Consider the following 13191-nt stretch of genomic DNA (forward strand, 5'->3'; position numbering starts at 1 on the left):
GATGTAGGCATCTCTGTTGGCCGATGCCGCCCGATATGGCAGTTGGTGTTCCCGGGAGTGACGCTTTATTCTATTGGCTCCTGCGCTGCGGCGATCCAACCCTGGATGAACACCATGCACCTCTCTCTCTCCAGCCCCGTGACTCGTCTTCCCCGTGTGGCCTGGCTGGCGGCGCTGCTGCTGGCTGGTTGCGGCCCCGACAAGCCTGTCAGCCAGGCTCCGACCACCGGCTCCACTGCCCGGCAGGAGGCAGGGGAGCCGAGTTCAGTCGTGCAAGCCAATGCTCGCCAATATCGCGATGCCCCGGCGCTGGCGCTGGTCTTCTCCGGCCCATTGGCGCCCAAGGCAAACTGGCAGAGCTGGCTTTCTGTGAGTGAAGGGGGCAAGCAGGTGCAGGGGGAGTGGATCCTCGCCGACGATGGTCGCACCCTCTATTTCCCGAACGTTCAGCCCGACAAAAGCTACGAGGTGAGCCTCAAGGCGGGGCTGGGCCCATCCCCCCAGAGCTGGACTCTCAAGACCCGGCCGCTGGAGGCGGGGGCCTCCTTTACCGCGAGCGGCATGGTATTGCCGCTGCGCGACGAGCTGCGCCTGCCCATCAGCGCGGTCAATGTGGACGAGGTCAATATCGACTTCTTTCGGGTCGATGCCGAATACCTGCCCCGTTTCCTGGCCGAGTATCGCCCCGGTGCCGGCATGGGCAACTGGGAGCTTGAGCAGATCACCAAGCGGGCGAAGCGGGTATTCAGCGGCCGCTATGCGTTGGAGCTCGATGCCAACCGGCGCGAGACCCGCCTTATCAATGTGAAGGAGCCGCAGCTGGCGGAGGCTGGCGTCTACTTTGCGGTAATGTCCCCCCTTGGCAACTACGACTGGCGCAAGGAGACCACCTACTTTGCGGTGAGCGACATGGGGCTCAGTGCCCGCCGTTACCGCGATGAGCTGGAGGTGTTCGTCAGCTCCCTGGCCAGCGCCGACCCCCTCAAGGATGTGCAGCTCTCCCTGCTCGACCAGAAGGGCAACCGGCTGCAGGTGCAAACCACCGACCCCCAAGGTCATCGCCGCTTCGATCAGGTGCAGGGGGCTCGCCTGCTGCTGGCCGAGCAGGGCAAGCATCTGGCGGTGCTGCGCCTCGATGGCGCGGCCCTCGATCTCTCCACCTTCGAGCTCGGCACCCAGCCCTGGCAGGCCCAGCAGCTCTATCTGTTCAGCGGACGCGATCTCTATCGCCCCGGCGAGCGGCTCGACAGCGAGATCCTGCTAAAAGGGCAGGATGGCCAGCTGCTTCCTGGCATGGCGGTGGAGCTGGAGGTGAAACAGCCGGACGGCCAGCTGCTCGAACAAAAGCGCCTGCTACCGGACAATCTTGGCGCGGCCCACTACGGCCTGCGTCTGCCGGATGATGCGCCGCTGGGGCGCTGGACCATCAACCTCAAGACTGCCGCCGGCAGCCGTTTCGAGTGGCCTTTCCTGGTGGAGGAGTTTCTGCCGGAGCGGCTGAAACTGCAGCTTGGCAAGGGGCCGGATGGGGAAGTGACGAGTCTGGACGCCGCCCTCACCCTGCCGCTGCAAGGGGACTATCTCTACGGCGCACCAGCCAGTGCCACCAAGGCGAAGGCGGAGGTGAAGTTAAGCCGCGCCACCATGCCCTTTACCCAGTGGCAGGAGTTCACTCTGGGTGACGTGCTGCTCGCCGAGCAGACCAGGGATCTCGAGCCGCTGAATCTCACCCTGGATGTGCAGGGGCAGGGGACTTTTTCGTTAGCTGATGAGCTCGATAATGTGCGCGCGCTCGGGCCGCTGGAGGTGGCTTATCGGGTGTCGCTCTCCGAGCCCGGTGGCCGCGCCGTCAATCGCAGCCGCATCCAGTATGGCTGGCCCGCGGGCAGCCAGTGGCCGGCGCTCAAGGCCGACTTCGTGGCGGATCGGGTGGAAGGGGGCAAGCCGCTCCCCTTCCAGATCCTCAACCTCGATGACAAGGGCCAGCCGGTGGCGGGGGTGGTGAAAGTGCGCCTTATCAACGAGTACCGCGACTACTACTGGCACTACGCCGATGGGGAGGGGTGGAAGTATGAGTTCAACAGCCAGCCCTATCTGGAGCAGGAGCAGACCCTGCAGCTGGATGGCAAGGGGCCGACCCCGCTCACGCTGCCACTGGCGGCGGGCTGGTATCGATTGGAGGTGGAGAACAGTCAGGGCCATCAATCGAGCCTGCGGGTGGAAATAGGCAGTTACGCCTGGGGCGGCGGTGGCGAGCAGGCACGGCCTGACAAGATTGCCATCACCCTCGACAAGCGCGCCTATCAGGCGGGTGACAAGGCCAAAGTGACCCTGGTGGCCCCGCGCCCCGGCAAGGGGTTGCTGCTGGTGGAAGATGGCGACGGCCTGCGCTGGTGGCAGCGCATCGAGCTCAAGGGGGCCGGCAACGATGCCAAGGATGCCCGCGGCGAGTTCGAGATCCCGGTCAGCCCCGAGTGGCAGCGCCATGATCTGCATATCTCGGCCCAGATCGCCGCGCCAGACAGTGCCTCCAAACCGGTCGGCAAGCAGCAGGGGCAGAGCCTGCGTTCGGTCGGTCTGGTGCCGCTCACCCTGGATCGGGAAGCGCGTCGTCTGCCGCTTACCCTGAGCGCGCCGGATAAAGCGGTGCCGCTCACCCGACTGGCAGTGACCGCCACCTCCACCCCCAACAGTCAGGGGCGGGTGGTGCTGGCGGCGGTGGATCGGGGCGTGCTCAACATCAGCGACTACCAGCCCCTCGACCCGTTCGAGATCTTCTTTGGCCGCAAGCGCTTCGCCCAAGATTTGTTCGACAACTACGGGCAAGTGATCCCGCCGCAAGATGGCAAGCTGGCCCGCCTCAACTATGGGGGCGACCGTGCGCCGCTGAAAAAGGGCGGCGCGCTGGAGAGCCGGGTCGAGATCGCTGCGCTCTGGAGTGGCGAGGTGAGTTTTGACCAGCAGGGCAAGGCGGTGATCCCGCTCGAACTGCCCAACTTCAATGGCGAGCTGGCGCTGATGGCGCTGGCCTGGAACGAACAGCAAGTCGGTGAGGCCGAGCGTGCCGTCAAGGTGGTGGCGCCCTTGGTGGCCGAGATTGGCTGGCCGCGCTTTGGCGCCAGAGGGGATGAGACCCGGGCGCTGGTGCAGCTGCGCAACATGAGTGGCGAGGATCAGATCCTCTCCCTTGCCTGGACCCTCAACGGCGGGCTGAAAGCAAACGGCGAGCTGCCCCCCACCCTTGCCCTGAAAAACGGCGAGGAGCAGTGGCTGACCCTGCCGCTCACCGTGACTGGGGCAAGCGGTGTGGCAAGCCTACAGTTGGCGGCCAGCGGCAAGGATTTTGTCATCAGCCGCGACTGGACTCTGCCGCTACGCTCTCCCTGGCCGGCCGAGACTCGCCAGCGCTACCAGATGCTGGCTCCCAGCCAGCAGATGAGCTTTGCGCCAGCTGAGCTGGCCGGGCTGGATCGCGCCAACCTGCAGGGGCTGCTCAGTCTCTCCGGCACCCCGCCCTGGGATCCGGCAGCCCAGTGGCAGGCGCTGGCCGACTACCCCTACGCCTGTCTGGAGCAGACCTTGTCCCGTGCCTGGCCTTACTTGTTGACCACGGCGGATGAGCGCATCGCCTGGAGCAAACCCATCGAGGGCAAGAAAGCGGCGAGCGAGGCGGACGTGCAGCGCACCCTGCTGCAGCGGCTGCAGCGGTTGCAACTGCCAAGCGGCGGTTTTGGCCTGTGGGATGGCCGCTCCGACGAGGAGCAGTGGCTCACCGCCTATGCCGCCGACTACCTGCTGGCGCGCAAGGAGGCCGGCGACGCCGTGCCGGAGGCCATGCTCAATCAGGCGCTGAATCGGCTGCAAAGCTATCTTACCGACAGCCAGTATGGCGAGCGCTGGAGCAGTGCCCCCGAGCACAGCCGTCTTGCCTATCAGGCTTACAGTGCCTATGTGCTGGCCCGGGTGGGCAAGGCGCCGCTCGCTACCCTGCGCCTTGTCTGGGAGCAGCAGGCCGATCACGCCCGCTCGGGTTTGCCGCTCTTGCACCTCTCCCTGGCCCTCTCGGCCATGGGGGATGAGCAGAACGCCGCCAAGGCCCTCAGCCGGGCACTGGCGACCGAGCGCGGGGACGATTATCTCGGGGATTACGGCTCGCCGCTGCGCGATGAAGCCCTTGAGCTTTCGTTGTTGCGCCAGCACAAGCTGGCTGCGGAGCGCTGGCCGGCCCTCAGTGCCAAGGTGGCCGATACCCTGGCCCATCGTCAGTGGCTCAGCACTCAGGAGCGGCTCGCTCTGCTGCGACTCGCCCGCGTCGATCCGGCCGTCGACTGGCAGGCCAGGGTGACCTCCTCTCTTGGCAGTGGATCCCTGAGCGGTTCGGCTCCGCTGCAGCAGGGCACCCCCGAGGCACTGGCGGCCAGTGTGGTTACCAATGAGGGCAAGGGATCCCTCTATGTGCAGCGCACCCTGGTCGGTTACCCCGAGCAGGCGCCGGCACGGATCAGCAAGGGAATGAGCGTGACCCGCAGCTGGTTCAACAGCGACGGTCAGCGTTTTGACCCGACCAAGGTGAAGGTGGGCGATCTGGTGGTGGTGCGACTCAACGTCAGCAGTGAATCGGCGGTGCCCGATGCCCTGCTGGTGGAGATGGTGCCCGCCGGCTTCGAGCTGGAGAATCCGGCCCTTGGCAACAGCATCAAGCTGGAAGAGCTCTCCATCGAGGGGAAACCTGCGTGGCAGAGCGAGTGGAATGACTACCTCAAGCATCAGGAGTTTCGCGATGACCGCTACACGGCGGCGCTGGATCTGAGTGCCGGGAGCAACCAGCAACTGGTCTACCTGATGCGGGCGGTGACGCCGGGTCGCTATCTGGTGCCGCCGACCCAGGTGGAGGATATGTACCGACCCGAGATCCGGGCTGTGGGTGAGGATATCCACGAGGTGCGTATCTCTGAGTAACAAACCCTCCCTTGAGCGGGTTCGCCCGCTCACTTTCTGGCGGCGCGGCTGGCTGCGACTGTGTCACGGTGGCCGCATTTGCCGCCACCGGATTGGCCGTCTGCCACGCTGGCTGCGCTACTCGGTGCTGGGCGTTGTAGCACTGCTCCTGTCATTGCTGGCGCTGGATCGACTATTTCCGCCGCCGCCACTCGATCCAGCCTACGCGCGGGTGGTGCTCGACATGAAGGGGCGACCGCTGCGCGCCTTTGCCGATACCAGCGGCGTGTGGCGTTACCCCGTGACCCTGGAGCAGGTCTCCCCCCGCTATATCGAGGCATTGCTCGGCTACGAGGATCGCTACTTCTGGCGTCATCCCGGGGTCAATCCGGTGGCCATGGTGCGCGGCATCGGTCAGTGGCTGCGCTATGGGCGGGCCGTGTCGGGCGGCTCGACCCTCACCATGCAGGTGGCGCGTCTTATCGAGCCCTACCACAGGAGCGTGCCCGGCAAGCTGCGCCAGATGGCGCGTGCGCTGCAGCTGGAGTGGCACTATGACAAGCGCACCTTGCTTACCGTCTACCTCAACCGGGCACCGTTTGGCGGCAATCTGGAGGGGGTGCAGGCCGCAAGTTTTGCCTATCTCGGCAAGAGTGCAGCCAAGCTGACCTATGCCGAGGCTGCGCTCTTGGCGGTGCTGCCGCAGGCTCCCAGCCGGAACCGGCCGGACCGGCATCCCGAGCGGGCCCGCACCGCCCGTGACAAGGTGATGCAGCGGCTGGTGGCACAGGGCGTTTGGCCCGAACAGGTGTGGCTGGAGGGGCGTATCGAGCCTGTGCTGGCCCGCGGTCACTTCACGCCGATGGAGGCGCCGCTGTTTGCCCGCCTCGCCGCCGACCATCAGGCCGGGGCCTTGGTGCATACCACCATCGACGGCGATCTGCAGCGTTGGTTGGAAGGGCGGGTGGCGAGCTATATCCGTCGCTTCCCCGAGCAGACCTCAGCGGCGTTGCTCCTGGTAGACAACAGAACCATGGCGGTGCGCGCCTATGTGGGCAGCGCCGAGTATGGCAATCTGCGTCGCCACGGTTACCTCGACATGGTGCAGGCGATCCGCTCTCCCGGCTCCACCCTCAAGCCCTTCATCTACGGTCTGGCCATGGACGAGGGGTTGGTGCACTCGGCCTCCCTGCTCTCCGATGCGCCGAGGCTGGGCTCGGACTATAGACCCGCCAACTTCTCCGGTGCCTTTCAGGGACCGGTGACGCTGGCCCAGGCGCTGCAGCAATCCCTCAACGTGCCGGCGGTGCAGGTGCTGGAGGCGCTTGGGGCAGACAAGCTGGTCAGCCGTCTCGACAACGCCGGGGTGAGACTGGCGCTCGTAGACAAACCCAACCCGGCCATTGCGCTCGGGGCGGCGGGCATTCGGCTTGAGCAGCTGGTGGCGCTCTACAGCGCACTGACCCGGCAGGGGCAGGTGGCGATGCCGGTCTGGCTGGCGGGGCAGCAGGCGGTGTCGCGCCCTTTGCTGAGCCCGGGGGCCGCCTGGATCATCTGGCAGATATTGAGCGCCCAGGGACGTGCGGACCAACCCTTTGCCAGCGAGGCGACCGGCCGGGCCAACCGACTGGCCTGGAAGACCGGCACCAGCTATGGCTATCGCGACAGCTGGGCCATGGGGGTCTCCGGTCGCTGGACCATCGGCGTCTGGCTGGGGCGCCCCGATGGCACCCCCATGCCCGGCTTTTATGGACAGAGCGCGGCAGTGCCGCTGCTGCTCTCTGTCTATTCGCGGCTCTCGGACAACAGCCCCCTGCCGGCACAACCCAACACGGTGAGCGAGGCCGAAGTTTGCTGGCCGCTGGGGCGCAAGACGAGCGCGACCCTGCCAGAGGCCTGTTTGCAGCATCAGAGCGCCTGGCTGCTGGAAGGGCGCGACCCTCCCACCTTGCCGGATCCCATGGATTGGCCCTCGCCGCTGCGCCAGGTTGCACTGACCGCCGCGGGCAAGCCGACGCTGACCCGCTGCCACGATGCGGCACAATCCGCTTTTAGAGCGCTCTGGCCGCTGTCGCTGGAGCCATGGCGCTCACCGGGCGAGCGGCGTCAGGCGCTGCTTGCCAGGGGCTGCGCGGGGGAGGGACAGAGCGCCGAGCAGCAGGCCCCCATCCGCATCCTGGCGCTGGGGGAGGGCAACCTTATCCGCAGCCAGCGCTATCGGCTGCAGCCCAAGGTGCTCGGCGGTGTCGGCAAGCCGGCCTGGTTTCTCAACGGGCAGCGGCTGCGCTGGGACGGGGATCAAGTAGTGAGCAAGGCGGGCCGCTATCAGCTGGTGGTGGTGGATGAGGCGGGAAACAGCGATCGCATCGAGTTTCGGCTGGAAAACCCCTCCTGAGGGCGTGGTGAGCGCCAGAATATTGACGGCATCGGGGATGGTCCCGATGCCGTCAGTTGATTGTCGATTCCCCGGCAGAGGCGGGGAGTCAGGGCTTGACCTGCCCCAGCCGGGTGAAGAAATGCCGGCTCTTGCGCTGGTGGAAGTGGCTCTTCTTGATGGGATGAAATACCAGGTCGCTCTGTGGGTGACTCTCCTTGAGGTGGTGGATCATCGCCATGGCCGGTAAGCCAGTACTGACGAGCGTGGTGAGCGGCAGGGTGACGGTCTCGGGTCCCAGCAAGGGTGTGAACCCCTGCTGGGCCTGCTCGAAGCGGGTCAACACGGCGGGTTCGGCGTAGCCGCTGCCCAGCATGGCGAGCAGGGCATCGAGGGCCTGATGGAACTCGGCGAGCTGCTGACGAAAGCCGCTTCGCCCCCGCAGGGCAATGAGCTCTGCAAACGGGATGTCGGCCAGGTGAGTGGGCACTTGCAGCGGGATCTCGAGGTGGAAGCAATCCTGACCGCCCCGGTTGTGGTAGCGGGATTCGAGCAGGTGGAGCAGCCGATCCAGATAGTCGTGATCCGTGATGAGGGCGCCGTCATTGGCGAGTGCCCACTCACGGGCGAGGCGCATGGAGAGCAGGTTGGCAAAGCGGCGCGCCATTCTGATCCCCCCTTCATCCTGCGTCGCAAAGCCGTGGGTCAGACAAAACCCGTGCAGTCGCTCCAGTCCCGCCTGAGCCGGGCAGAAGCAGTCGTGGTTGGGGGCTGAACGCCAGCGGGCGATGAGCTCCCTGTTGCCAAACACCTTGTGACGCACGAAGTCGGGGGCGACCAGGCCGGCAATCTGGCTCTCGACCTGGGGCGTGATATGGGCGAAGAAGGCGGGTTGTGGCGGCTCGGCCAGCAGGTCGGTTTGCTGGCGCAGGGTCTCCAGCAGGGCGGTGAGACCGCTCTTCTCACTGACGGTGAAGACGAAGGCGAGCCGCTCCAGATAGAGCAGGGCAAACTTGAGCCAGAGCTCGTCGCGTACCTCCATGCCGGGGTAGTAGATATGGGTTTTCATGAATGCTGTGTTGCCAGGATGCAGGGGTGGGAATATACGCATGATTGCCCGGATGCGGCAAACTTTGCGTAGGGGAATGTGAGCGGCCGCTCATGCAGTAGGCGCTGGTCACAAAGTTCTGATATAATTCGCGCCCTTAAATCAAGGCCACCCGAGTCATTACCATGAAGTTCATTATCAAGCTGTTCCCTGAAATCACCATCAAGAGCAAGTCGGTTCGCCAGCGCTTTATCAAGATCCTGCAGGGCAATATCCGCAATGTCCTGCGCCGCTTCGACGACGATGCCCGGGTGCGGATGGATTGGGACAAGCTGATCGTGAGCTCCCGTAATGACCAGTTCCGCGAGCAGGCCATCGAAGCCCTGGCCTGCATCCCCGGCATTCAGGCCTTCCTCGAGGTGCAGGCCAGCAAGTTTACCGACCTGCACGACATCTTCGAGCAGGTGAAAGCCGTCTGGGGTGATCAGCTCGAGGGCAAGACCTTCTGCGTGCGTGCCAAGCGCCACGGCAAGCACGAATTCTCCTCTCTGGAGATTGAACGCTACGTGGGCGGCGGTCTGAACCAGCACTGCGTGAGCAACGGTGTGCGCCTCAAGAACCCGGATGTGAAGATCAACCTCGAGATCGATGGCGAGGAGCTTTTCATCGTCAGCGCCATCCACCAGGGGCTGAGCGGCATGCCCATCGCCACCCAGGAAGATGTGCTGAGCTTGCTCTCCGGCGGGTTTGACTCGGGTGTCGCCTCCTTCCAGTTCATCAAGCGCGGCTGCCGGGTGCACTACTGCTTCTTCAATCTGGGTGGGGCGGCTCACGAGATTGGCGTCAAGCAGGTGGCCTATCACCTGTGGAACCGTTTCGGCTCCTCCCACCGGGTGCGCTTCACCGCGGTGGACTTCGAGCCGGTGGTGGCCGAGATCCTCGAGAAGATCGACAACGGCCAGATGGGGGTGGTGCTCAAGCGGATGATGATGCGTGCCGCTGCCAAGGTGGCCGACGAGTTCCAGATCCCGGCCCTGGTGACCGGCGAGTGCGTTGGCCAGGTTTCCAGCCAGACCCTCACCAATCTGAACGTCATCGACCGGGTGACCGACAAGGTGATCCTGCGCCCGCTCATCACCTGGGACAAGCCGGACATCATCAGCGAAGCCCGCCGCATCGGCACCCTGGAGTTCGCGGAGACCATGCCGGAGTATTGCGGCGTGATTTCCAAGAAGCCGACCGTGAAGGCCGAGCTCTCCCGCATCGAGGCGGAAGAGGAGAACTTCGACTTTGCCATTCTGGACAAGGTGGTGGCCGAGGCCCGTTACCTCGACATTCGTCGCATCGGTGAAGAGACCGCCGCCGAGGTGCAGGAGGTGGAGACCACCGCCGAGAGCGGTGACGACGAGGTGATCCTGGACATTCGCTCCATGGAGGAGCATGACGACAAGCCGCTGGTGGTGGAAGGGCGCGAGATCATGCATATCCCCTTCTTCAAGCTGGCCACCGCCTTTGGTGATCTGCCGAAAGAGAAGACCTACCTGCTCTATTGCGATCGCGGCGTGATGAGCAAGCTGCAGGCGCTTTACCTGAAAGAGAAGGGCTTTGCCAACGTCAAGGTCTACCGTCCGTGATGTGACGGCAAGACGCGTATAAAAAATCCGGCCAAGGCGCCGGATTTTTTATTTCACTCGGATGAAGGTAGATGCTCAGGGGCAGGGGACCGGGGTGAAGGTTTCCTGACCCTGACAGCGCCAGCCCATCTCGGCCTGACGCATCTGCCACAGGTTGTTGCTGCGAAACAGGGTCAGGATGTAGAGCATGTCGCTACGCTGGCCATCAAGGGCCACCGAGAGCACCAGATCGTTGTCCAGCTGTTGAGCATGGATGCGGCTGGGCGTGTCACCATGACCGACGAATCGCAGAGCTACCTCACGGTAGTCATTAACCCAGTTTTGCTGTTGATGGCTTGCCTGGCGTATCTGCTGGTTGAACTGCTGCACCGGCGCCGAGGCCAGTCGTCCAAATACCACTTGTGCTTCGGCGTGGGCTGCCGTCACGTTCGCCAGGAGAAGGGTGGTAAGCATACCGATTTTGCGCATGAGAAGCTCCGGCTAACAACGACTGCTTCTATGACAACAGAAAAGCCTATTTGGTTCAACGCGTGGCCCATAGCGACATGATGACGCTGTGGGCCTGCTCTCAATTGCGTTGCAGGGAGAAGGTCGGTAGCGAAAGATGCCAGTAGATAGCCGCTACCCGCAGGCCAAACACGGCCGTCATGCAGATGAGCATGGCCGTTACCCTGTCCATGTTGGCCTCAAGTGCCAGGGTATAGAGAATGCCGCCAAGGATACAGGCGGTGGCATAGATCTCTTTTTGCAGCACCATGGGCACCTCCCGCGCCAGTACATCGCGGATCATGCCACCGGCTACCCCGGTCATGGTGCCCATGATCACGGCAATCAGCCCTGGGGTGCCGAAATTGAGGGCCTTCTGGGCACCGATCACGGTAAAGAGGGCCAGTCCGAAGGCATCCGCCACCGGCAGCACATACCATGGCATCCTGCGGGGCAGCTTGACCATCCACATACCGATCAGCGCCGTCGCAATGACGACCCAGATATAGAGGGGATCGCGCACCCAGAACACGGGGGTGGCTCCCAGGATCATGTCACGGATAGTGCCGCCGCCGATGGCAGTGACCGCCGCCAAAACCATGACGCCAAACCCGTCCATTCTGAGTCGTCCAGCCACCAATACCCCTGAAAACGCGAATACCGCAGTACCAAACATGTCGCTGATGTAAACAATCTGCTCAACCAGTGTCTGCATGGGGAACAACTCACGTCAAATTGTTGATGGGGCCGCGATTTTAGGGGCAAGGTGTGGGGATGAGCAATGCTGGCGTGCAAAAGTGGGAGCCAGCGCCGGTTTCTGAAGGCTGGGTGAAGATCACGCTCCCGCCTTGTCTGATGCGGGCTGTGGCCACTATGGCCCGGGGGGCGGGCTGTCAGGTGACAAAAAATCCCGATTTTTTTCTCAAGGGAAGCGAATAGAGGCCGATATATAGGTTAGGCGGCGATTACTGCCAGAAAGGCAGAAAAAAGAAATTAAAGTCTCACGAAAAGACGCCGTTAACTAAACATATCAGGCACAAAGCACAATAAAGCCTGAGTGAATTAAAGTTAAATTTTAATAGCTTAGGAGAAAAATCATGAGTTTGTATATCAATACCAACGTTTCATCGCTCAACGCTCAGCGTAACATGATGAACAGCACCAAATCCCTGGATACCTCCTACACCCGTCTGGCCTCCGGCCTGCGCATCAACAGCGCCAAGGACGATGCGGCGGGTCTGCAGATCTCCAACCGTCTGACTTCCCAGATCAACGGCCTGGACCAGGGCAACCGCAACGCCAACGACGGTATCTCCGTTGCCCAGACGGCGGAAGGGGCCATGGACGAAGTGACCTCCATGCTGCAGCGGATGCGTTCTCTGGCGCAACAATCAGCTAACGGTTCCAACAATGCGGACGACAGGGTTGCGCTGCAGCAGGAATATAGTCAGTTGATGACCGAGATTGACCGGGTCGCTAGCGATACCACTTTTGGTGGTCAGAAGCTGCTGGATGGTAACTACAAGGGGACCTTCCAGGTGGGTGCGGATGCGGGACAGACTATCTCCTTCAAAATGACTTCGGCCTTTACTATCGCAGGGATTGCCAAAGCAACCAAGTCGAGTGCCGTTATATCTGTCACTGCAACGGCAGCAGAACCCTATAAAGTGGTTGCCTCTACTGGTCCTGTCACGACCAGCGATGTAAACAGTGTCTCTACTGCTGGTAATGCGCAGAAGGCAATGGCCAATCTGGACTTTATGATCAAGGCAGTCGATAGCAAGCGTGCCGAGCTGGGGGCGGTGCAGAACCGGTTCGACTCCACCATCCGCAACCAGGCCAATATTTCGGAAAACGTCAATGCCGCGCGCTCCCGCATCCGTGATGCAGATTTTGCGACCGAGACCGCGAACATGACCAAGCAGAATATCCTGCAGCAGGCCGCCTCCAGCATACTGTCACAGGCCAACCAGCGCCCGCAGTCCGCGCTCTCCTTGCTGCAAGGCTAAGCTGACTGATTGCCAGAAAAAGAAAAGGGCGGTTGTTCAGGCCGCCCTGGTAAACAAGATGGAACAATGGGGTGTTCGGATTTACGCCTTGTCCTATCGAAAGAGAAATTCTCTTATTGGTATACCCCTCGAGTGTTGCGCAGATCGTTCACTCTGTCACCCTCGAGGTTGTTCTCCTGAGCGTAAGCTCTTCTTTGGCCGATACATAGTCGGCCTTTTTTATGGACGCCATAAAATCGACGACCCATAACCTAATGCACAATGTGTGCCAATTCATCATGCTCAAGTGTTCAACATGCAAGTACGGCGGCAATTGAGGGGAGATGCTGTCGTGATGGTGCGGGAATTCAGATAATAAGTGCGACACTCATGGATGAATGGCGAGAGGTGGCCAACTGCTGATTGGTGGTACCCTTCTGCTCGCCAAAGTAAAAGCAGTATCACCATGAGCTATCAGCAGTTGACCGAGGGGCAACGATACCAGTTATCGGTGCTTCGCGCACAGGGGATGTCCATCCTTGCCACCGCACGCGCCATTGGCGTTCATCGCTCCACCGGTAATCCCCCCGAAAAACTGAGGTGCTCATAAGTAGAATTTTCCCGTACCTTGATACCCGGAGGTTCTACATGAAAACATCACGCTTCAGCGATGCCCAGATCATCGCCATTCTTAACCAGGCCGAGGCTGGCTCCCCCGTTCCA

At 62.4% G+C, this 13191-nt stretch carries 7 protein-coding genes and 1 pseudogene; 5 read left to right on the forward strand and 3 right to left on the reverse strand.

Going from position 1 to position 13191, the window contains the following annotated elements; genetic code table 11:
* The first annotated feature begins 114 nt into the window (after nt 1–114).
* Nucleotides 115–4959 carry an alpha-2-macroglobulin gene (locus J9889_RS07390; RefSeq protein ID WP_210556231.1) on the forward strand — a complete coding sequence of 1615 codons (4845 nt, stop codon included), beginning with the start codon at nt 115–117 and terminating at the stop codon, nt 4957–4959.
* Nucleotides 4925–7333, forward strand: coding sequence for a penicillin-binding protein 1C (gene pbpC, locus J9889_RS07395; RefSeq protein ID WP_053288553.1), 2409 nt, complete (start codon nt 4925–4927; stop codon nt 7331–7333). Before J9889_RS07390 ends, pbpC begins: the two co-directional genes overlap by 35 nt.
* Before the next feature lie 88 nt (nt 7334–7421).
* On the opposite strand, the gene J9889_RS07400 is transcribed toward pbpC, so the two are convergent.
* Nucleotides 7422–8381, reverse strand: coding sequence for a hypothetical protein (locus J9889_RS07400; RefSeq protein WP_010674284.1), 960 nt, complete (start codon nt 8379–8381; stop codon nt 7422–7424).
* A 164-nt stretch (nt 8382–8545) separates the two neighbouring features.
* Between J9889_RS07400 and thiI the strand changes: the two genes are divergently transcribed.
* Nucleotides 8546–9994, forward strand: a complete 1449-nt coding sequence (thiI, locus tag J9889_RS07405; RefSeq protein WP_039038656.1) for a tRNA uracil 4-sulfurtransferase ThiI — start codon at nt 8546–8548, stop codon at nt 9992–9994.
* 75 nt (nt 9995–10069) lie between these two features.
* On the opposite strand, the gene J9889_RS07410 is transcribed toward thiI, so the two are convergent.
* Both J9889_RS07410 and J9889_RS07415 read right to left on the reverse strand, forming a co-directional pair.
* Nucleotides 10070–10462, reverse strand: a complete 393-nt coding sequence (locus tag J9889_RS07410) for a hypothetical protein (protein WP_210556224.1) — start codon at nt 10460–10462, stop codon at nt 10070–10072.
* Nucleotides 10463–10562: 100 nt separating this feature from the next.
* Nucleotides 10563–11195: a trimeric intracellular cation channel family protein gene (locus J9889_RS07415; protein WP_005333975.1), complete on the reverse strand. Its 633-nt coding sequence runs from the start codon at nt 11193–11195 to the stop codon at nt 10563–10565.
* Between the two features lie 382 nt (nt 11196–11577).
* Between J9889_RS07415 and flaA the strand changes: the two genes are divergently transcribed.
* The gene (gene flaA, locus J9889_RS07420; RefSeq protein WP_210556230.1) at nt 11578–12489 is read left to right on the forward strand and encodes a flagellin; all 912 of its coding nucleotides are present in this window, start codon (nt 11578–11580) and stop codon (nt 12487–12489) included.
* A gap of 445 nt (nt 12490–12934) precedes the next feature.
* Nucleotides 12935–13045 (forward strand): annotated as a pseudogene (locus tag J9889_RS07425) (helix-turn-helix domain-containing protein); the annotation flags it as partial.
* Nucleotides 13046–13191: the final 146 nt, after the last annotated feature.

Origin of the sequence: Aeromonas sp. PrichA-15, from assembly GCF_017939245.1 — a bacterium.
Lineage (GTDB): Bacteria > Pseudomonadota > Gammaproteobacteria > Enterobacterales > Aeromonadaceae > Aeromonas > Aeromonas caviae.